The sequence below is a fragment of the Cytobacillus sp. NCCP-133 genome, assembly GCF_026011715.1.
In the GTDB taxonomy this organism is placed as follows: Bacteria; Bacillota; Bacilli; order Bacillales; family Cytobacillaceae; genus Cytobacillus.
This window is the reverse complement of the sequence record NZ_BRVM01000001.1, coordinates 113,928-134,554: the sequence shown is the minus strand read 5'-3', so window position 1 is coordinate 134,554 and position 20,627 is coordinate 113,928. Positions and strand designations below refer to the sequence as shown.

The window sequence follows — 20,627 nt, the reverse complement described above, 5'->3', positions numbered from 1 at the left end:
GAGCGTTCAGACGTAGTTCTTGTTGTCATTGATGGCGAAGAAGGCATTATTGAGCAGGACAAGCGGATAGCAGGCTATGCTCATGAAGCAGGAAGAGCGGTAGTCATTGTCGTAAACAAATGGGATGCGGTTGAGAAAGATGAGAAAACCATGAAAGCTTTTGAACAAAATATTCGGGATCATTTTCAATTTCTTGATTATGCACCGATCGTTTTCCTTTCTGCTAAAACGAAGAAGCGTATCCATACACTTATCCCAATGATAAACAAAGCAAGTGAAAATCATGCCCGCCGTGTAGAAACTAGTGTCCTGAATGATGTCATTATGGATGCAGTAGCCATGAATCCTACCCCTACTGATAAGGGAAGGCGCCTAAGAATTTATTACACTACACAGGTTGCTGTTAAGCCGCCTGCATTTGTAGTGTTTGTAAATGATCCCGAATTACTTCATTTTTCATATGAACGTTTCCTGGAGAACAGAATCAGAGATGCTTTTGGCTTTGAAGGGACACCTATTAGGATCTTTGCAAGAGAAAGAAAATAACAGGAAGACCGATGTCTTTGTTTAACAGGAAGCAAGAACGAAGAAAATTGCAGCCTCTGCTTAATGACTTTGTTCGGGCGGACTGATCGGGTGATGATTAAACATCCAAATAAATTAAAAGGCAGTGATCAAATGGAGCGGAATAGAGAAAGTGTTGCAGTTGTAGGAGCTGGAAGCTGGGGGACAGCTTTGGCTATGGTATTGGCGGACAATGGCCATGATATCAGGCTTTGGGGCCATAAGCCTGAGCAAATTGATGAAATAAATAGACATCATACCAACAAAAAATATTTATCAGGCGTTCAGCTGCCAGAAGAAATAAGAGGCTATTCATCACTTGAAGAGGCCTTAGCAGGGACACAAATCATGATTTTGGCTCTACCGACTAAAGCCATTCGGGAAGTCCTGGGGGAAATCAGGGAGATAAGGACAAAACCCCTTACAATTGTTCATGTCAGCAAGGGGATTGAGCCAGATTCCCTCCTTCGCATTTCTGAGATGATCGATGAAGAAATGCCAGAAGACCTTCTCGAAAGTGTTGTAGTTCTATCTGGTCCTAGCCATGCTGAAGAGGTAAGCTTGCGTCATCCCACTACGGTTACAGTTTCTTCAAAAAATATGAAAGCTGCTGAGAAAGTACAGGACTTGTTTATTAATAGTAATTTTAGAGTTTACACAAATCCCGATATTATTGGGGTAGAAATAGGCGGTGCCCTCAAAAATATAATTGCCTTGGCTGCAGGAATTACGGATGGGCTGGGCTATGGAGATAATGCAAAGGCGGCACTCATTACAAGAGGGCTTGCAGAAATTGCCAGACTTGGAATGAAGATGGGGGCGAGTCCCCTTACATTCTCCGGTTTAGCAGGAATAGGCGACTTGATCGTTACGTGTACCTCAGTGCATTCGCGTAACTGGCGAGCTGGAAACCTGTTAGGCAAAGGGCATAACCTGCAGGAAGTGCTTGATAATATGGGGATGGTTGTAGAAGGAGTAAGAACAACGAAAGCAGCACATCAGCTAGCCAAAAAATATAACGTGAAAATGCCGATTACTAATGTCCTTTATGATGTGCTTTTTAATAATGTAAATGCAAAGGATGCTGTTGACATGTTAATGGGACGGGGGAAAACCCATGAAATGGAAGACCTTGCAAATGTTCTGGAGGATCAAACAGAGAATAAAAAGCAGGAAAAACTTAATAATTGAAAAATATAGGCATTAGATGATGCGAGACGGCAGGTTCCTGCATACAATGCAACGAAGCAAACTAGTGAAATGAACAAGGTGTTGGGATATTTAGTCCATCGGCTGAGGTAAAGAATTGCCCCTTCTTTACCTCAGTTTTTTTATCACATCAAAATTTATATCCTTTGGAACTTAGATAACTGTCTAGCTCAAGTCGCCTCCACATTTCAGTTTGTCCAGTTGCGGCTCATACGGACCCGGGGTCATAAGTCAATCCCTTCCAGAAGGAAAGAACCACTTCTTGCAGGGCTTTTTTTATGCCTGCCGGGAATCTTCTCTGAGAGGAAAAGCTTTTAGTTTTTTCCTTTTATTGTGTTATAATACTTTTCGGAAAAGGGAGTTGATCAGAATGTCACCGTCTTTAATGAAAATGTGGATATCACTTGCTTCAATGGGATTTATGTTTTTGTCTATAATATTGATTTATTTTAGCCGCTATAAATTGAAAGCTGGGATATTTAAGGCTATCACAGCAGTGATTGCTTATGTTTTGATGATTGTAAGCGGAATTATCATTGTGCTTGTCGTATTCAGCGGACCGACAAGCAGCTAGCTAGATTACATAAAGGGTTGATTACATGAAAAAAGCGCTAACTATATTCTTGCTTCTATTGCTTACAGGGATGTCTCTTACTGGCTGCATGTATCCTGAAGAGAAGCGATTCCAGAATCAAACTGCCTATAAAGACCAGCTGCAGTCTGTGCAATCGGCTGTAGACCAATACAGGGAAGATAATGGCGGTCTCCTGCCGATTAAAACGAGGGAGCAGACCACCCCGATTTATCAAAAATATCCGATTGACTTTAAGAAAATTGCCCCTAAATATATGGCCGAGCCTCCCGGCAATGCATTTGAGTCTGGAGGAGTTTTTCAATATGTACTTGTTGATGCAGAAACCGACCCAACGGTAAAAATCTTCGATTTGCGGATTGCCGAAACAATCAGGGACATTAACCTGAGAATTAAAGCTCATGGCTTTCCGCCATACAAAGAACAAATTGCGGAAAATGTTTATACAATGGACTTTAATAAATTAGGATTTAAAGAAGAGCCAAAGGCGCTTAGCCCTTATAGCGGCCAGGGACTTCCGTTTATAGTAACAGGCAGCGCTGAAGTATATGTCGACTACCGGGTCGATCTTTTTCAGGCGCTGAAGGAGAAAAAAAGCAACTTTAAGCCCGGAGATGATATAAGGGATATACTTGTTGAAGATTCTGCTTTTGTGCCTTCCTATTCTTTGCCTTATACGATAGATCCAGAAACAAATGATCCAATCTTTTTGGTGAATTAGTCATAACCCTTCTCTTGCAAAATATATTGTATGAGAAGGGTTTTTTCATTTATACATTTATAATGCCCCTTCTACTCTGACGAAAAGATAAAGGACCAGAAATAAAACGGTAAGGGAAGCAACCAGAAAATTTTAGAAAAGGAAATCTGGGATGTCTGGATGACTTTTCCAGATCGCCGAACTGCTTATCAATTGCATAGCCAGCAGGCGGGTGACCGGGACTTTCCTTGTAAGGGGGGAAAATTTATTAAAACTGTCATAACAATGTAGGACAACATCATACACATATAATGTCCAAACATAATAGATAGGATAATATTATCCCATTAACTCAAGATTTCAGGAGGGGATCACTTGGAAAAGGTTGATATTTTTAAGGATATTGCCGAAAGAACTGGCGGCGATATATATTTTGGAGTAGTTGGCGCAGTTCGAACCGGCAAGTCCACATTTATAAAGAAATTCATGGAACTCGTAGTATTGCCGAACATGGAAAATGAATCAGAACGGGCACGTACACAGGATGAACTGCCTCAAAGTGCCGCAGGAAAAACGATTATGACAACAGAACCGAAATTTGTGCCTAACCAGGCGGCTAATGTTCAAGTTGCAGAAGGCCTGGATGTAAAAATAAGGCTTGTTGATTGTGTAGGGTATACAGTTCCCGGCGCAAAAGGATACGAAGATGAAAACGGACCAAGGATGATTAATACGCCTTGGTATGAAGAGCCGATTCCTTTTCATGAAGCTGCAGAAATAGGAACCAGAAAAGTCATCCAGGAGCATTCAACCATCGGGGTTGTCATTACAACCGATGGAACAATTGGCGAGATTCCGCGCGCTAATTATCTTGAGGCGGAAGAAAGGGTTATTGATGAACTAAAGGAAGTCGGGAAACCGTTTATCATGATTATTAATAGCGTTCAGCCCCACCATCCGAATACAGATGCGCTTCGGAATCAGCTTGCTGAAAAGTATGATATACCGGTGCTGGCCATGAGTGTGGAAGGCATGAGGGAATCGGATGTTATGAATGTAATGAGGGAAGCTCTATACGAATTTCCTGTACTTGAAGTCAATGTCAATCTTCCCAGCTGGGTAATGGTGCTGCATGAGGATCACTGGCTCCGTGAAAGCTATCAGGAGGCTGTTAAAGAAACAGTCAAAGACATTAAGAGGCTAAGAGATGTGGACCGGGTAGTGCACCAATTCAGCGACTATGAGTTCATTGACCGTGCAGGACTCGCAGGAATTGAGATGGGTCAGGGTGTAGCCGAAATTGACTTGTATGCTCCTGATGATCTTTATGATGAAGTGTTAAAAGAAATTGTCGGTGTAGAAATCCGCGGAAAAGACCATTTGCTTGAATTGATGCAGGAATTTGCTCATGCTAAAGCAGAATATGATCAGATATCCGATGCGTTGAGAATGGTAAAGCAAACAGGCTATGGAATTGCTGCGCCTTCTCTTGCAGACATGAGTCTGGATGAACCGGAAATCACGCGCCATGGCTCACGTTTTGGAGTGCGTCTGAAAGCCGTTGCTCCATCTATCCATATGATAAAAGTGGATGTTGAATCAGAATTCTCGCCGATCATTGGTACTGAAAAGCAAAGCGAAGAGCTTGTACGTTATCTCATGCAAGACTTTGAGGATGATCCATTATCAATCTGGAATTCAGATATCTTTGGACGCAGCTTAAGTTCAATTGTAAGGGAAGGAATCCAGGCTAAACTGTCACTAATGCCTGAAAACGCAAGATATAAATTAAAAGAAACGCTAGAAAGAATCATTAATGAGGGATCTGGCGGATTAATTGCCATAATCCTTTAAGCTGAAGGCTCCGATTGGAGTCTTTTTTAATTTTTGGTTTTTTCGTACAGTATGTTGCTTTTCAATAACTTATGCTGAGTTGATTGGAGCAGGGTACATGATCCTCGAAAATGCTAATTCATTTCCTTTGTGCGGTGTTTTTTCAGGGAAGAAAAGTCAATGTCCTGCGTGAGGAGAGGGGGCTCCTGGACTGCCTGAAGCGAGTACCTGGAGCGGAAATTGTAAAAATGTTTATTTGGACTCCTTTCGGGTAAGAAATAAAGGCCAGCTTATTACAAATATGTTGCAAATAAGAAAAGATTCCCATTAAATCATGAAATATTCTTGATAAGAGTAATTGATTGTGATAATCTTTTAACAGAATTACCGTTGTAGCGGCCGAAACCCTTGTTATAAAAGGATTCTTAATAAATTTTTGATTGAAATATTTCTTTTCATCATTTATTATTAGGCTTGTTGAACAAAAACACGCTATAACGTATAGAATTCAGTAATATTGTTTACAAATGTATGTAAGGAATCTTATTTTTCTGGGTTTTACTGACATTGGGAGGAGGTGAAAGGCATGAACAAAACAGAACTAATTAACGCAGTTGCAGAAGCTGGCGAACTTTCTAAAAAAGACGCAACTAAAGCAGTTGATGCTGTTTTTGATACAATCTTAGATGCTTTGAAAAATGGTGATAAGGTTCAATTAATTGGTTTTGGTAACTTCGAGGTTCGCGAACGTGCTGCCCGTAAAGGACGCAACCCGCAAACTGGTGAAGAAATCGAAATCGCTGCAAGCAAAGTTCCTGCTTTCAAACCAGGTAAAGCGCTTAAAGACGCAGTAAAGTAATACATATAAGTGCTTAAAGCTTATGCTTGAGCTAAAAACCGCGATTCTTTCGCGGTTTTTTCTTGTTTTGCAATGAACTTATATATCTTAATTGCTCTATTCCATATGCTTTCAGCTTTGCGCATACCAAAAGGGTTATGCTAAGATGAATATTATTACACACAGTGATATAGCATAGGAGGAAGCAGTTATGGCAAAAGTGAATCGTGTCCAAATAGAAGATGCGGTACGTTTAATATTAGAAGCAATTGGTGAAGACCCTAACCGAGAAGGGCTCCTTGATACTCCGAAACGCGTTGCAAGAATGTACGAAGAAGTGTTTATGGGATTGAATCAGGATCCTAAAGAATATTTTGAGACTGTATTTGGTGAAGATCACGAAGAACTTGTTCTTGTAAAGGATATTCCTTTTTATTCCATGTGTGAACATCATCTTGTACCATTTTTCGGAGTTGCTCATGTTGCATATATCCCGAGAAATGGAAGGGTAACAGGATTAAGCAAGCTAGCGAGGGCTGTGGAGGCGGTAGCAAAAAGGCCACAGCTTCAAGAAAGAATTACATCAACTGTAGCTAATTCAATTTTAGAGAAGCTTGAGCCTCATGGGGTTATGGTCGTTGTGGAAGCAGAACATATGTGCATGACGATGAGAGGCGTTAAAAAGCCTGGTTCAAAAACAGTCACCTCTGCTGTAAGAGGCGTATTTGCAAAGGATGCAAGAGCAAGATCAGAAGTGCTTTCATTAATTAAACAATAAGCTTGAATTGGCACTGCCATTCCTGCAGATATATCAATTTCGAAAGGCTGAAAGATAATTACTTTTGGCCTTTTTTGTAAGTAATTATTTTTTGTCGTTCTTTAAAATGCAGTAAGGAGTGTTTTCGATGGAAAAGAAGAATGCAGCCGGAAATGATTATATTGTTATTAAAGCAAAAGAAGACGGGGTAAACGTAATTGGTTTAACAAGAGGTTCTGACACAAGGTTTCATCATTCGGAAAAACTTGACAAGGGGGAAGTTATGATTGCCCAATTTACAGATCATACTTCTGCGATAAAAATTAGGGGAAATGCAAGGATCATGACCAGTTATGGAGAATTGGAAAGTGAAGCAAAAAAATAATATAACGATTAGGAAAATGTTCAAATGTGATTTTCATGATAATCTCCTGACATGGCAGTGAAATTTATGATATAATTGTCACTGCTTAATTAATAAAGGCTGGTAAAATAAGATAGCTGTACTAAGGGATTTTTTATGCCTCATTTATATAAATTCATAGTAAACGATGAATAGGTCAAAATAGATATAAAAGTTCGTAATAGATATATACTGATAATCTCAATAAAGCACTTCTGTCTTTGCCCAATTGCTGATTATGCACGGGTCAGGATAGGACGATGCTTCGAATAAACAGAAACTTAGGGGAAACAAGGGTGATCGCATGCATGATGTGAAAATTAAATTGGCAGATGTTAAAGAACAGATTGAGAAAAAAATACACCACCCTTATCTGCTCAGGTATATTGATTCTCCCTTTATAGATGAAGATAAGCTCCTGCTCTTAATTTCGATCCTTGATGATTTAAAGATTTCGGATATTAAGGCAAAAAAGTATGCGATAACTACAATGCTTATCCAAATTGCCCTTGATACCCATGAACTTGTTATGAACGACGAGACAGAAGACGGAGATCTTAAGAACAGACAGCTTACGGTCCTTGCTGGCGTATATTACAGCGGTTTGTATTATAAAATTCTTTCTGAACTTGATGATATTGGCATGATTAGGTCTCTGGCAGACGGAATTAAAGTTGTAAATGAACATAAGATTTCACTTTATCAGAAAGCTCCAATTGCCGTCGACAGCTTAATGAATTCAGTCAAAAGAATCGAGGCGGCTCTTTTTGAAAAGTTGGCAGATGCATATAACAAAGCAGAGTGGAAAGAAATAGCATCCAATTTATTATTCATTAAAAGGCTGATTGCCGAAAAAGAGCAATTTGTCCATTACGGCACTTCAATTGTCTTTGAAGCGCTGAAAAAGCTGACATTCCCGAAAGTGAAAGAGATTTCTGCAGAACAGCAAAACTACCTGCTTCATATTTGTGACAGGTATATTGACTTCTCCAGGAATATGGTTGACCAATACCTTATGAAAATCCCTTTTGTAAACGAATTGTTAGAGCAGCGTATTCATTACATTTATAATCATAGTCAGTCTGTGGCTAAAACTTTTGTGGAAGAAGGGTAAGCAATGCAGCAATCAAAGGAAGAACGAGTTCATAGTGTTTTTGAAAAAATATACGGCAATTACGATAAAATGAATTCAGTTATCAGTTTTCAGCAGCATCTTAGATGGCGGATGGACACTATGAAAAAAATGAGTGTCCAAAAAGGTGCAAAAGCACTGGATGTCTGCTGCGGGACTGCCGATTGGTCCATTGCGCTTGCTGAAGCGGTAGGCAAGAATGGAAAAGTAATCGGTTTGGACTTCAGCAAAAACATGCTTAAAATAGGAGAAGAAAAAGTCAAAGATCGGAAGCTTGACCAAGTGGAATTAGTGCATGGGAATGCTATGGAACTTCCATTCGCGGATAATACATTCGATTATGTCACAATCGGTTTTGGATTAAGGAATGTTCCAGACTATTTGCAGGTTCTGAAAGAAATGCACCGTGTTGTCAAGCCTGGCGGAATAGCTGTTTGTCTGGAAACATCACAGCCTACGATGTTTGGCTATAGGCATGCTTATTATTTCTACTTCCGCTTTATAATGCCTATGTTCGGTAAGCTATTTGCCAAAAGCTTTAATGAATATTCCTGGCTGCAGGAATCTGCCAGAGACTTCCCGGGAATGAAAGAGCTAGCTGAAATGTTTAAAGAGGCAGGCTTTAAGAGCGTCACTTATAAGCCATATAGCGGCGGGGTGGCAGCTGTACACATAGGTACGAAACAAAAATAATAACTTGTTCTGTATGTTTCTCATTTCATATGCAGAAATCCACAGACGAGATTGATAAGCTGGGTGAATTAGAAAGTGAAATTGAAAATGATGTATTCATTTTTAAATTCAGATTTAAATGTGATAGAGGACGAGCTGGAGGAGACAATAAAAGCAGAGTCTCCTCTCTTGCATCAAGCATCACTGCATTTATTACAGGCCGGGGGGAAAAGGATTCGCCCAGTTTTTGTCTTGCTTGCAGCAAAGTTCGGGGATTATGATATTGACAAAATTAAGAATGTAGCCGTATCGCTTGAACTGATCCATATGGCGTCTCTTGTGCACGATGATGTGATAGATGATGCAGAATTGCGCCGTGGGAAGCCGACAATTAAAGCGAAATGGGATAACAAAATTGCAATGTATACTGGCGATTATATTTTTGCGAGAGCTCTGGAGCTAATCACAAAGGTAGAAAATCCTCATGCACATAAGATTCTTTCGCATACTCTTGTTGAGCTATGTGTTGGTGAAATTGAACAAATTAAAGATAAATATAACTACGAGCAAAATGTAAGGACTTATTTCCGCAGAATAAAAAGAAAAACTGCGATGCTGATAGCTGTCAGCTGCCAATTGGGTGCTATTGCAGCAAGTGTAGAAGAAGATATACATAACAAACTTTTCAAATTTGGGTATTTTGTCGGGATGTCCTACCAGATCATTGATGATGTTCTTGACTTCGTAGGAACTGAAAAGGAATTGGGCAAGCCAGCTGGAGGAGACCTCCATCAGGGGAATATAACACTTCCCGTCCTGTTTGCCATGGAAGATAGCGAGTTTCGCCAGGAAATCATTAAGGTCCAGGAAGAAACTAGCCGTGCAGATATAGAGAAAATAATTGCATTAATCAAATCTTCTGGTGCAATTGAAAAGTCACTTCAAATAAGTGAAAGATATCTGCAAAAGGCATTGGAGATATTGGACGAGCTTCCCCCATCGAGATCGAAGAAAGCTTTACGCGATATTGCAAAATTTATTGGCAAAAGAAAATTTTAGCTCGCATTGCCGCACATCTTAGAATAAGGGTGCCGGCAATTTTTTTTTATTTTAGGCTATTTAATTTAGTCGGAAACCATGAAATAATGCCATTTTTCGCGGGTCTTTAAAAGCGCTTTCAAATTTTTGTTGCTAAATTGTCAAAACAGTGATAATATTTTCGTGGAATATCACAAATCACTATACATAAGTTTTAGGAGTGGAATTCAATGGAAAAAACATTTTTGATGGTTAAACCTGACGGAGTTCAGCGTAATTTAATTGGGGAAATCGTTTCCCGTTTTGAAAAGAAGGGCTTCCAGCTTGTTGGCGGAAAGCTTATGAGCATTAGCCAAGAGCTAGCTGAAGAACATTATGGAGAGCACAAAGAGCGTCCGTTCTTTGGTGAACTAGTAGATTTTATCACTTCCGGTCCTGTTTTTGCAATGGTTTGGGAAGGCGAAAATGTTATTGTGACAGCCCGCCAAATGATGGGTGCAACGAATCCGAAGGATGCGGCTTCAGGAACAATCCGCGGAGACTTTGGTGTCACTGTTGGAAAAAACGTTATCCACGGATCAGATTCACCTGCAAGTGCAGAGCGTGAAATAGGCCTATTTTTCAAAGAAGAGGAAAAAGTGGAATACAATAAGCTTATGAACGAATGGATTAACTAATGTCTAAGAAAGTACTTGTCCCTGACAAGTGCTTTTTTTGTAACCGAATACAGAGGTAAGCTGCAGCAATGGCTGATTGAATGGACAAAGAGGAGAAATAGATGGCACAGGATTATCATGAATTTATTATAAATATTAAGAGAAATACGGGAATAGACCTATCACTTTACAAAGAAGCCCAAATGAAACGAAGGTTAATTTCATTGTATGAAAAAAAGGGATTCAAGTCTTTTGGGGAATTCTATCATGCAATGAACAGCGATAAGGAACTGCTTAATGAGTTTCTTGACCGGATGACGATAAATGTATCGGAATTCTATAGAAATGCAAAGCGGTGGGAGGTATTGGAGAATGGGATACTTCCAGCCCTTCTGAATCAGAATAGGAGCCTTAAGATTTGGAGTGCTGCCTGTTCAACAGGTGAAGAACCTTATACAATCGCAATGAATTTGTCTAAATTCCTGCCATTATCACAGATCAAGGTATTTGCAACCGATATTGATGAAAATGCACTGGCAAGGGCTAAAATGGGCATTTATCCTGAAAGGTCACTTAATGAAGTTCCCGAAGAAATGAAACAAAAATTTTTCAGCCGTGATGGCAATGTGTTTAAAATAAGTGAAAATCTAAAGAAGACGGTAGTGTTTAAAAGACATAACCTGCTTGCCGATAATTTTTTGGGGCCCTATGATTTAATCTTATGCAGGAATGTTTTAATCTATTTTACGGAAGAAGCAAAGGACGGGCTCTATCAAAAGTTCAGCGGTGCATTAAAAAAAGGTGGAATTTTCTTTGTAGGAAGTACAGAACAGATCTTTAATCCAGGACGCTACCAGCTGGAATCCGCTGAAACCTTTTTTTATAGAAAGCTTTAAGCGAGTTGGAAATGAGGATGATGTGCTGTCATCCTTTTTTGTTTCGGCGCTTTAAACTAATTATTAATTTCAGCAAATTGTTGATTGGGGCGGAGAAGGTGCCCGCAAACAGTCGTACTTCCTTCGTTCAAGTTTATTAAAGAATAAATAAACATTGCCCAGCTGGAGCAGTTTGTACAGCCTGCCGCCAAGAGGGAGTCATATATTGATTTGATTTTTTGTAGATTGTCTCCTCACATGTTAAAATGTCTCCATTCATAAGAAGAAATAAAAAGATTATAGGAATTTTCAAATTTTATCTATTCTTATATTTGGCATTATGTTATATTGGTACATAATCCTTTAATGAGTTGAAGGGGGAAAGAGTTTTGAGATATCTTACATCTGGTGAATCTCACGGACCGCAGCTGACTACTATTATAGAAGGGTTGCCTGCAGGAATGCCGCTGTTTGATTCAGATATAAATGAGGAATTAGCCCGACGCCAGAAAGGATATGGCAGAGGGAGAAGAATGCAAATCGAAAAAGATACCGTCCAAATTACAGGCGGCATCAGGCATGGCTTTACTTTAGGATCGCCAGTCGCCCTTGTGGTAGAGAATAATGACTGGAAACACTGGACAAAGATTATGGGGCAGGACCCACTAACCTCTTCAGATGAGGCAGAAGTGAAAAGAAAGATTTCGCGGCCGCGCCCAGGGCATGCAGATTTAAACGGAGCCCTTAAATATGGCCATAGGGATATGAGAAATGTACTAGAGCGATCTTCAGCAAGGGAAACAACAGTAAGAGTCGCAGCAGGTGCAGTTGCCAAAAAACTGCTTTCTGAGCTGGGTATTAAGGTTGCTGGACATGTTGTTGAAATTGGTGGTGTCGTTTCTTCAGCGAAAGAATATCCTTCATTAAAGGAATTAAAAGAAATAACTGAAGAATCTCCTGTCCGCTGTCTCGACCCGGTTGCAGGGCAAAAGATGATGGAAGCAATTGACACGGCGAAAGAGAATGGCGACTCAATTGGCGGGGTTGTGGAAGTAATTGTAGAAGGTATGCCTGCGGGGGTAGGAAGCTATGTGCATTATGACCGGAAGCTTGACTCAAAGCTTGCGGGTGCTATGGTAAGCATTAATGCTTTTAAAGGTGTAGAATTTGGCATTGGGTTTGAAGCAGCCAGAAAACCTGGCAGCGAGGTGCATGATGAAATAGCATGGGATCCCGAGAAAGGCTATTACCGCAAATCAAATCGCCTTGGCGGTTTTGAAGGAGGCATGACAACCGGAATGCCTATAGTCGTCAGAGGTGTGATGAAACCGATCCCTACTTTATATAAACCCCTGCAAAGTGTAGATATTGAGACAAAAGAGCCTTTCTCTGCAAGCATTGAGCGTTCAGATAGCTGTGCTGTTCCAGCAGCTGCAGTTGTCGCAGAAAATGTAATTGCATGGGAATTAGCTGCTGCAATTGTAGATCAATTTTACTCAGATCGTATTGATGCTTTAAAAGCAGCGGTTGATGAGCAAAGAAGATTTGCGAGGGAGTTTTAATGAGAAACGTTTCAATCAAGACAGATGCAAAGATTTACCCAGTCTACATTGGGTCAGGAGCAATCGGCGGATTAAACGAATATATAAAAGAAACATTTCCGTCTATGACAAGTTTGATGATTATCACGGATGAAACCGTGCGAGATCTTCATCTTTCTGCCTTGGAGGCTGCTCTCGAAGACTTTGATGCTAAGGTGTGTACGGTCCCTGCTGGCGAGAAGGCTAAAACCTTTCAAGTTTACCATGATTGCCTAACGTTTGCGCTAGAAAGCAGACTTGACAGAAAGTCTCTGATATTAGCATTTGGCGGCGGAGCAGTTGGTGATTTAAGTGGTTTTGTGGCATCCACATATATGAGAGGAATCCCATTTATTCAAATTCCTACTACTATACTGGCCCATGACAGTGCAGTCGGAGGAAAAGTGGCAATTAACCATCCGGCAGGCAAGAATATGATTGGCGCCTTTTATCAGCCTGCAGCAGTTTTTTACGATTTAGATTTCCTTGGCTCCCTGCCGCTTAAAGAAAAGCGCTCAGGATTTGCAGAAGTGATCAAGCACAGCTTAATCCATGATAATAACTTTTATATAAGCCTTAAGGATCAGATTCATTCTCTTGAAGATATTCCTCCAGCCGTATTAAGCGATATCCTGACAAAAGGGATAGAAATAAAAGGAAGAATAGTTGCGTTGGATGAAAAGGAATCTGGTGTGCGTGCTTATTTAAATTTCGGCCATACACTTGGCCATGCAATCGAAGCGGAAAAAGGGTATGGGGGATGGACCCACGGTGAATCTGTTGCTGTTGGAATGGTATTTGCTTTAGAATTAAGCCGGAAAATCCTCGGGCTAACATTTGATATCGGCGAGTTCCAAAACTGGCTCTCTTCTCTTGGGTATCAAGCAGTCCTTCCACACGAGCTTTCACATGAAAGTCTGCTAGAGCGAATGAAGCAGGATAAAAAGTCTGAAGGGCAAAAGGTCCGTTTTGTTTTGCTGCAGGAAATAGGGAAACCAATCGTGTGTGAAGTACCTGATGATGTGCTGCTAAAAGAACTTGATAATTTTTCTAGGCAGTAAAGGCCGTCTTGGCAGGAAGCCTTTTGCTAAGAGGCAAATAGATAGAGACCATAGGGTTATAACCGGAGGTGTTGCAAGTGATTCGTGGGGTGAGGGGAGCCGTCACCGTAGAAGAAAACAATGAAAATGAAATGATTGAAGCAACAGGAATACTGGTAAAAAAAATGATCCAAGAAAATAATATAGAAGCAGAAGACGTAGCCTCAGTATTTATCTCTGTAACGGAAGAACTGACAGCGGGCTTTCCGGCAAAAGCTTTGAGAACTATAGAAGGCTGGACTTATGTTCCTGTTATGTGCATGAGGGAGATTCCTGTTGAAGGGTCTCTGCCAATGTGCATTCGGGTTATGATGCATGTAAATACGGATTCAACACAGCAGAATATTACCCACATTTATTTGCGTGATGCAATCCAGCTTCGGCCTGACCTTAAAGCAACAAGTTCAACATAAGACTCTCCTTAATAGGGAGTTTTATGTAAAGATAGGATCATAAAATTCGTGCTTTAATTCGATAATAAGGAAAAGAAAATAGTAAGAGGTGGAATTGTATGAAATGGAAGGAACAGCTTCTGAATTTAACTCCGTATCAGCCGGGAAAATCTATTGATCAAGTAAAAAAGGAATATGGGCTGGATAAAATAGTGAAACTTGCTTCTAATGAAAATCCATTCGGGTGTTCAGAAAAAGTTCTTTTCACAATGAATCAGTCCCCTTCATTTTTTGCACTTTATCCGGATGGTTATGCCTCTGAATTAAGGACAGTACTTGCAGATCACTTGTCTGTAAAAGAAGAGCAGATTATATTCGGAAATGGATCTGATGAAATCATCCAAATGATTTCTAGGGCATTGCTTGGACCGAATAGAAATTCCATTATGGCAGTGCCGACTTTCCCTCAGTATAAGCATAATGCTGTGTTAGAAGGCTCTGAAATTCGGGAAGTTCCATTGGTGAACGGACATCATGACCTTGATGCAATGCTGGGTTCTATCGATGAAAATACTGCTGTCATTTGGGTTTGCAGCCCTAACAATCCAACAGGAAGCAATATTAATGAATCTAGTTTGCTTTCTTTTTTGAAAAAAGTGCCTGAAGATATTTTAGTTGTCCTTGATGAGGCTTACTATGAATATGTTGTAGCAGATGATTATTATAATGCACTTGATCTAATCAGCCAATTTAATAACCTGATTGTGCTACGCACTTTTTCTAAAATCTACGGACTGGCTAGCCTTCGGACTGGTTATGGAGTTGCTAATCCGGAAATAATCAAGGCGTTGGAACCAGTTAGGGAGCCGTTTAATGTAAATAAGTTTGCCCAGGCAGCGGCAGCGGCAGCTATTGGAGATCAAGAGTTTATTGAAATGTGCAGGCAAAAAAATCGCGAAGGACTTGAGCAATTTTATGCATTTTGTGAAAAGCACGAGCTGCAGTATTACCCTTCACAGGGGAACTTTATCTTAATTAATTTTAATGCGGATTCAAACGAAGTATTTCAGTTCCTGCTCGAAAAAGGGTTTATCGTCCGCTCCGGAAAGGCGCTTGGATTCCCTGGTTCTGTTCGGGTGACAGTCGGTTCAAAGGAACAAAATGAAGGGGTTCTTGAAGCAATGGAACTGTATCTAGCTAAACAGGCAGCTGCATTATAAAAGAGAAATAAAAAGGTAGCGCAAATGTGTTGAGTTCTTCATATAAATAATCCACCCATCCAGAGGCGTCGCGGTGCCTCTGGATTATTTTTAAAAGGCGGTGAGGGGATGAGAGGAAAAGTCTTTATAATAGGTCTAGGGCTTATTGGGGGATCTCTGGCATTATCTATAAAAAGAAGCCACAGTGAGTCGATCATAATTGGCTTCGATATAAATCATGAGCAATCCCGTCTGGCAGGAATGCTTGGTATTGTGGATGAAATTGTTCCTGGAATTGTAGAGGGAGCTTCAGAAGCCGACCTGATTTTAATAGCAGCACCTGTTCAGGAAACAGAAAGAATCATACATATCTTAAAAGATTGCAATTTAAAGGAAGATGTTATCATATCGGATGCGGGCAGCACTAAAAAGGAAATTGTGGCTTTTGCCAGGACTCTCAAAAGTAGAGGAATTACATTTATTGGCGGACACCCGATGGCAGGGTCCCACAAGAGCGGTGTAACGGCAGCTAAGTCACTATTGTTTGAAAATGCCTTTTATCTGCTTACTCCTGATGACCATATTTCAGCTTCGGACATAGAAAAGCTAAAAAAATGGCTTTCGGGAACGAAAGCAAAGTTTTTAACAATTTCTCCTGAAGAGCATGATTACGTTACAGGGATTGTCAGTCATTTTCCTCACATTGTTGCTGCTTCCCTGGTTCATCAGGCAGAAATCACAAGCCGTACACAAATGCTTATTCCAAGGCTTGCTGCTGGCGGTTTCAGGGACATTACAAGGATTGCTTCCAGCAGTCCTGCCATGTGGAGGGACATTTTGCTACAAAATAAAAATGTGCTTCTTCAGTTGATGGAAGAATGGCTGAATGAAATGGAGAAAGTTAAAACCTTGCTTGATGAAGGAAACAGCGCTGGGATATATGAGTATTTTTCTCAGGCTAAAAGGTTCAGGGATGAATTGCCGCAAAAAGAAAAAGGTGCTATCCCAGCATTTTATGATCTTTTTGTAGAGGTACCTGACTACCCGGGTGTAATTTCCGAAATTACCGGGTATTTGGCGGAGGAAGAAATCAGTATTACAAATATAAGGATCCTGGAAACGAGAGAAGAAATATACGGGATTTTGGTCATAAGTTTTCAGACGGAAGCGGACCGAGAACGGGCAATTAATTGCATAGAGAAATATTCTAGCTATGAAACAACGATTGGCCTGTAAAGGAAGCGGAAGGTGACAAGTTATTAAACCATTAAAAGGGTGATTAGATGAATTCTTCAAAACTAAAAACAAATATACATGGGTTAAAAGGAGGAGTAGCTGTACCTGGTGATAAATCGATATCACATCGCTCAATCATGTTTGGAGCGATTGCTGAAGGGCAGACAAGGGTAACCAATTTTCTATTGGGGGAAGATTGTTTAAGCACCATTGCCTGTTTCCGCAAGCTAGGAGTTTCCATTGAACAGGAAGGCGACCATGTAACAGTGAGTGGAACGGGCATGGAAGGCCTGAAGGAACCAAAAGATATATTGGATGTTGGAAATTCTGGCACAACTATTCGGCTGTTAATGGGAATCCTCGCTGGCCGACCATTCCATTCGGTGCTTATTGGCGACGAATCCATCGGGAATAGGCCAATGACAAGAGTAACCAGGCCGCTTAGATTGTTCGGAGCTCAAATAAACGGAAGGAAAAATGCAGAGTATACCCCCCTTGCAGTGAAGGGAGAGCAACTTTCATCGATAACCTATGAGCTCCCGGTTGCAAGTGCACAGGTTAAGTCCTCATTGTTATTTGCAGGCTTGCAGGCAAAGGGAGAAACGCAAATCATTGAGCCTATAAAGACTCGTGATCATACAGAAAGAATGATAAGACAGTTTGGCGGGGAAATTGAGATAGACGGACATTCCATTCGCATTCAGGGCGGCCAGACGTTGAAAGGTACTGAAGTCCATGTGCCGGGTGATATTTCTTCAGCTGCATTTTTCCTTGTTGCAGGAGCGATAGTCCCAGAAAGTGAAATACATTTAAAAAATGTAGGCTTAAACCCTACCAGAACAGGAATTATAGACGTGATGCAGAGAATGGGTGCTGATATAAGTATTGACCCATATGAAAATGAATCAGAGGAGCCTGCTGGAGACATTACTATAAGATCATCATCTCTTAAGGGAACAGTTATTGAAGGGGACCTCATTCCGCGCCTTATTGATGAAATTCCTGTTATAGCACTGTTGGCTACACAGGCAGAAGGAGAAACAATCATTAAAGATGCTGAGGAACTTAAGGTAAAGGAAACAAATCGGATTGATACGGTAGTCAATGAACTGTATAAGCTGGGTGCTGATATTGCTGCAACGGAAGATGGAATGATTATCCGCGGGAAATCTTCTCTTACAGGAGGTAAAGTGTCAAGCCATGGTGACCATCGAATAGGCATGATGCTTGCGGTTGCAGCAGCCATTTCCAGCGGTGATGTACATTTAACCCATAAAGAAGCTATATCAGTTTCTTATCCTTCTTTCTTTGAACATTTCGAAAGTCTGCAAAAATAGGGCTGGCATTAACTTACACTCTCTATAGGGCTATTTTGATTGCCAGTCAAAAGGTAACCCCGAATCTTGCAAATACGCTGAGGAGCAGCGCCAACCGCGGGTAGTTCAGAAAGCATGTGCTGCGTGCTGAAATCAACAGACTATTTAAACAGAGCATTGAAAATTGGGTGGTAAGCAAAAAAGAGCTGCTTTTCAGCAGCTCTTTTTCTATTGATTAGTCATAATTTCGTTAAAATAGCATAGCTTGTCATAAGACCGTTTTAGAGGGTGGTTTTATGGCATATATCATTGAAAATGCAAATATTTTGAAGGAAGACAAGCTTAAAATAGTATCTCTTCTGGTAAAAAACAATGAAATAACATTAATGCAGCCGGAATTAAAAAGATTTCAATTTATGAAAATGGATGCAAATCCATATATAATGGCTGCAGGATCTGTGGTTTTGGACACCGCGATTCCTGTGGAAAAGCCTTTTTCTGAATTAAAGGACTATTTTATAAAGGAGTTCCTCTTCAAAGGATGTGCAGCTTTTCTTACAGCAGCTGCAGTTAAACATGAATACTCGTTAAGAAGTGATATTAAAGGGCTTAAGGCACGTTTGTTAAGCAGTCCGATCGATTATATTATTGGAGTAAGAATTCCTGTTCGGCTGCTGACTCCATCTTTTATGAGAAAATGCAAGAGAGAGTGTGTGCCTGTAGTATTCGTGGAAGTTACTGATGCAGAGGAACTGGAGCACGTTCCCTGGGGATGGGTGCGAGAATCCATGTTTCCGTATAATTGCCTGATATCCCCCATTTTTTTAAGCAGGAATGGGAAAGAGAAAAGCAGAATAAAAAAAGTATGGGAAAGATTTATGAAGGAACAGAAAATTCCATCCATAACAGAAGAAATAAAAGAACATGAACCATTATCCCGTGCGATCCTCTCCAAAGCAGGGATCTTTCCGGTAAAAGGCATGATTCAGCAGGGCGGGGAATTAACTTATAATTTGTATGTAAAGTCCGGCGAAGGCATACCCATTGAAGAATCCGAGTTGTTTCATTATCATAGAGATAAACTGGCTGTAACAGTCCAAAAAGGAAAAGTAATCCGAGCGGGACAAGAAATTGTTTTTTACCCGGGTTATGGCGAGCATGTCAAAATCAATACACCGGCTTATTTTAAACTGGCGGACTAGCATTCGAAAGGAATTCATTATGGATAAAGTAAATAAAATCATTACTCTATTAGAAAACGGTCAACATGAAGAAGCATTGGAGAATTACCAGCAAATTTTGATTGGCGGTTCTCATGAAGAGAGGTTTCTCCTTGCGGAGGAACTCTTTCAGTATGGTTTCCTTGAGGAAGCAAGATCTCTGTATGAACGCCTTTTGGAAGCCTATCCTGAAGAGGGTGAGCTCCTGGTTCTTTTAGCTGAAACGCATATAGATCTGGGGAATGAGGAGGAAGCGATTCTGGTCCTGGAAGGAATAAATAAGAAGGATCCAAGCTATCCGCAGTCGCTGCTGCTGCTGGCTGATCTTTATCAAATGGAAGGATTATTTGAGGTAAGTGAACAAAAACTGCTAAATGCAAAAGCTATATTGCCGGATGAGGTAATTATCGATTTTGCTCTGGGAGAGCTATATGCCGAACAGGGGAAATTTCTTGAAGCCATCCGTGTTTATAAACGAGTTTTAGAAAAAGAGGAAATCATAGCCGGTATGAATGTTAATCAAAGGCTGGCGGATGTCCTTAGTGCTGGCGGCGCTTTTGAAGAAGCACTTCCGTACTACGAAAAAGCACTTGAGGATAAATTAGAGATTAATACACTCTTCAGCTATGCTTTTACAGCCCTGCAAGCTGGCTATAACCGCACAGCCATCGAAAAGTTTACCGAGTTAAAGGAGCTCGACCCTGAATATCATTCCTTATATTTGTATCTTGCAAAGGCGCACGAACGGGAAGAAGAGTCCTCAAAAGGTCTGGAGACTATTAAAGAAGGAATTAAGCAGGATGAATTCAATAAAGAGTTATTCTTCTATGGAGGGAAGCTAGCCCTGAAGAATGGTGATGAAAAAGAGGCTGAGGATATGTTTAGACAAGCTCTTGTACTGGATCCTGAATATATACAGGCTGCGATTACGCTAAATAAACTCCTCCTTCAGCAGGAAAGATATGATGAAGTCATAGAAATTGCAAATATGATGAATGAGATGATTGAAGAAGAGCCGCAGTTATTGTGGGATGCAGCTGTTGCCTATCAAAATAAAGAAGAATATTCAGAGGCATTAAACAAATACCAGCTTGCATATACTTTCTTTAAGCAGCAGCCGGATTTCCTTTCCGATTACGGTTATTTTTTAATTGAAGAAGGAAAAAGAAACGAGGCTGCCGAAATTTTTAATACATTAATCAAACTAGAACCAGGCAATGAAGAGTATTTGAACGTTCTGCAAAGACTTACAGATGATTTTCTTGCGTAATTAAGGAAGCTGCAGGAGATTGCTTCTGTGAAAGACATCCTTATT

Annotated in this window: 21 protein-coding genes; all 21 read left to right on the top strand. The window is 40.5% G+C overall.

Annotation, left to right across the window (positions count from 1 at the left end):
- On the top strand, nt 1-546 hold a 546-nt coding region (locus tag NCCP133_RS00700), incomplete at its 5' end, for a GTP-binding protein (RefSeq protein WP_264803048.1).
- A gap of 132 nt (nt 547-678) precedes the next feature.
- The gene (locus NCCP133_RS00695; protein ID WP_264803630.1) at nt 679-1,755 is read left to right on the top strand and encodes an NAD(P)H-dependent glycerol-3-phosphate dehydrogenase; all 1,077 of its coding nucleotides are present in this window, start codon (nt 679-681) and stop codon (nt 1,753-1,755) included.
- 388 nt (nt 1,756-2,143) lie between these two features.
- Nucleotides 2,144-2,347, top strand: coding sequence for a DUF2768 domain-containing protein (locus NCCP133_RS00690; protein ID WP_264803047.1), 204 nt, complete (start codon nt 2,144-2,146; stop codon nt 2,345-2,347).
- 25 nt (nt 2,348-2,372) lie between these two features.
- The gene (locus tag NCCP133_RS00685; protein ID WP_264803046.1) at nt 2,373-3,086 is read left to right on the top strand and encodes a hypothetical protein; all 714 of its coding nucleotides are present in this window, start codon (nt 2,373-2,375) and stop codon (nt 3,084-3,086) included.
- A 354-nt stretch (nt 3,087-3,440) separates the two neighbouring features.
- Nucleotides 3,441-4,919 carry a stage IV sporulation protein A gene (gene spoIVA / locus NCCP133_RS00680; protein ID WP_264803045.1) on the top strand — a complete coding sequence of 493 codons (1,479 nt, stop codon included), beginning with the start codon at nt 3,441-3,443 and terminating at the stop codon, nt 4,917-4,919.
- 565 nt (nt 4,920-5,484) lie between these two features.
- Entirely contained in the window at nt 5,485-5,757 is a 273-nt protein-coding gene (gene hbs, locus NCCP133_RS00675) for a non-specific DNA-binding protein Hbs (RefSeq protein ID WP_009332755.1), read from the top strand.
- Nucleotides 5,758-5,947: 190 nt separating this feature from the next.
- Nucleotides 5,948-6,514 carry a GTP cyclohydrolase I FolE gene (gene folE / locus NCCP133_RS00670; RefSeq protein WP_264803044.1) on the top strand — a complete coding sequence of 189 codons (567 nt, stop codon included), beginning with the start codon at nt 5,948-5,950 and terminating at the stop codon, nt 6,512-6,514.
- A gap of 127 nt (nt 6,515-6,641) precedes the next feature.
- The gene (mtrB, locus tag NCCP133_RS00665; RefSeq protein ID WP_264803043.1) at nt 6,642-6,878 is read left to right on the top strand and encodes a trp RNA-binding attenuation protein MtrB; all 237 of its coding nucleotides are present in this window, start codon (nt 6,642-6,644) and stop codon (nt 6,876-6,878) included.
- A 322-nt stretch (nt 6,879-7,200) separates the two neighbouring features.
- On the top strand, nt 7,201-8,010 hold the full coding sequence (locus NCCP133_RS00660) for a heptaprenyl diphosphate synthase component 1 (protein ID WP_264803042.1): 810 nt from the start codon (nt 7,201-7,203) through the stop codon (nt 8,008-8,010).
- A gap of 3 nt (nt 8,011-8,013) precedes the next feature.
- The gene (menG, locus tag NCCP133_RS00655; protein WP_264803041.1) at nt 8,014-8,721 is read left to right on the top strand and encodes a demethylmenaquinone methyltransferase; all 708 of its coding nucleotides are present in this window, start codon (nt 8,014-8,016) and stop codon (nt 8,719-8,721) included.
- A 75-nt stretch (nt 8,722-8,796) separates the two neighbouring features.
- Complete coding sequence (hepT, locus tag NCCP133_RS00650) at nt 8,797-9,759, top strand: heptaprenyl diphosphate synthase component II (protein ID WP_264803040.1); 963 nt, start codon at nt 8,797-8,799, stop codon at nt 9,757-9,759.
- A gap of 209 nt (nt 9,760-9,968) precedes the next feature.
- On the top strand, nt 9,969-10,415 hold the full coding sequence (ndk, locus tag NCCP133_RS00645) for a nucleoside-diphosphate kinase (RefSeq protein ID WP_264803039.1): 447 nt from the start codon (nt 9,969-9,971) through the stop codon (nt 10,413-10,415).
- Between the two features lie 101 nt (nt 10,416-10,516).
- Nucleotides 10,517-11,290: a CheR family methyltransferase gene (locus tag NCCP133_RS00640; protein WP_264803038.1), complete on the top strand. Its 774-nt coding sequence runs from the start codon at nt 10,517-10,519 to the stop codon at nt 11,288-11,290.
- 368 nt (nt 11,291-11,658) lie between these two features.
- On the top strand, nt 11,659-12,831 hold the full coding sequence (gene aroC / locus NCCP133_RS00635) for a chorismate synthase (protein WP_264803037.1): 1,173 nt from the start codon (nt 11,659-11,661) through the stop codon (nt 12,829-12,831).
- A complete protein-coding gene (gene aroB, locus NCCP133_RS00630) occupies nt 12,831-13,910 on the top strand; it encodes a 3-dehydroquinate synthase (RefSeq protein ID WP_264803036.1) in 1,080 nt (359 codons plus the stop codon). Before aroC ends, aroB begins: the two co-directional genes overlap by 1 nt.
- A gap of 77 nt (nt 13,911-13,987) precedes the next feature.
- The gene (aroH, locus tag NCCP133_RS00625) at nt 13,988-14,362 is read left to right on the top strand and encodes a chorismate mutase (RefSeq protein WP_264803035.1); all 375 of its coding nucleotides are present in this window, start codon (nt 13,988-13,990) and stop codon (nt 14,360-14,362) included.
- A 98-nt stretch (nt 14,363-14,460) separates the two neighbouring features.
- Nucleotides 14,461-15,561, top strand: coding sequence for a histidinol-phosphate transaminase (hisC, locus tag NCCP133_RS00620; protein WP_264803034.1), 1,101 nt, complete (start codon nt 14,461-14,463; stop codon nt 15,559-15,561).
- A gap of 108 nt (nt 15,562-15,669) precedes the next feature.
- Complete coding sequence (locus tag NCCP133_RS00615; protein WP_264803033.1) at nt 15,670-16,776, top strand: prephenate dehydrogenase; 1,107 nt, start codon at nt 15,670-15,672, stop codon at nt 16,774-16,776.
- A gap of 47 nt (nt 16,777-16,823) precedes the next feature.
- On the top strand, nt 16,824-18,113 hold the full coding sequence (gene aroA, locus NCCP133_RS00610) for a 3-phosphoshikimate 1-carboxyvinyltransferase (protein WP_264803032.1): 1,290 nt from the start codon (nt 16,824-16,826) through the stop codon (nt 18,111-18,113).
- A 275-nt stretch (nt 18,114-18,388) separates the two neighbouring features.
- Complete coding sequence (locus NCCP133_RS00605) at nt 18,389-19,294, top strand: hypothetical protein (protein ID WP_264803031.1); 906 nt, start codon at nt 18,389-18,391, stop codon at nt 19,292-19,294.
- A gap of 19 nt (nt 19,295-19,313) precedes the next feature.
- Complete coding sequence (locus NCCP133_RS00600) at nt 19,314-20,582, top strand: tetratricopeptide repeat protein (protein WP_264803030.1); 1,269 nt, start codon at nt 19,314-19,316, stop codon at nt 20,580-20,582.
- Nucleotides 20,583-20,627 lie beyond the last annotated feature (45 nt).

Excerpts from the sequence above, each read along its gene's own strand:
- NCCP133_RS00600 (WP_264803030.1), top strand. The coding sequence starts at position 19,314 with ATGGATAAAGTAAATAAAATCATTACTCTATTAGAAAACGGTCAACAT.
- NCCP133_RS00685 (WP_264803046.1), top strand. The coding sequence starts at position 2,373 with ATGAAAAAAGCGCTAACTATATTCTTGCTTCTATTGCTTACAGGGATG.
- aroA (WP_264803032.1), top strand. The coding sequence starts at position 16,824 with ATGAATTCTTCAAAACTAAAAACAAATATACATGGGTTAAAAGGAGGA.
- NCCP133_RS00640 (WP_264803038.1), top strand. The coding sequence starts at position 10,517 with ATGGCACAGGATTATCATGAATTTATTATAAATATTAAGAGAAATACG.
- menG (WP_264803041.1), top strand. The coding sequence starts at position 8,014 with ATGCAGCAATCAAAGGAAGAACGAGTTCATAGTGTTTTTGAAAAAATA.
- folE (WP_264803044.1), top strand. The coding sequence starts at position 5,948 with ATGGCAAAAGTGAATCGTGTCCAAATAGAAGATGCGGTACGTTTAATA.
- hbs (WP_009332755.1), top strand. The coding sequence starts at position 5,485 with ATGAACAAAACAGAACTAATTAACGCAGTTGCAGAAGCTGGCGAACTT.
- NCCP133_RS00660 (WP_264803042.1), top strand. The coding sequence starts at position 7,201 with ATGCATGATGTGAAAATTAAATTGGCAGATGTTAAAGAACAGATTGAG.
- aroB (WP_264803036.1), top strand. The coding sequence starts at position 12,831 with ATGAGAAACGTTTCAATCAAGACAGATGCAAAGATTTACCCAGTCTAC.
- NCCP133_RS00695 (WP_264803630.1), top strand. The coding sequence starts at position 679 with ATGGAGCGGAATAGAGAAAGTGTTGCAGTTGTAGGAGCTGGAAGCTGG.
- NCCP133_RS00605 (WP_264803031.1), top strand. The coding sequence starts at position 18,389 with ATGGCATATATCATTGAAAATGCAAATATTTTGAAGGAAGACAAGCTT.
- hisC (WP_264803034.1), top strand. The coding sequence starts at position 14,461 with ATGAAATGGAAGGAACAGCTTCTGAATTTAACTCCGTATCAGCCGGGA.
- ndk (WP_264803039.1), top strand. The coding sequence starts at position 9,969 with ATGGAAAAAACATTTTTGATGGTTAAACCTGACGGAGTTCAGCGTAAT.
- NCCP133_RS00615 (WP_264803033.1), top strand. The coding sequence starts at position 15,670 with ATGAGAGGAAAAGTCTTTATAATAGGTCTAGGGCTTATTGGGGGATCT.
- mtrB (WP_264803043.1), top strand. The coding sequence starts at position 6,642 with ATGGAAAAGAAGAATGCAGCCGGAAATGATTATATTGTTATTAAAGCA.
- NCCP133_RS00690 (WP_264803047.1), top strand. The coding sequence starts at position 2,144 with ATGTCACCGTCTTTAATGAAAATGTGGATATCACTTGCTTCAATGGGA.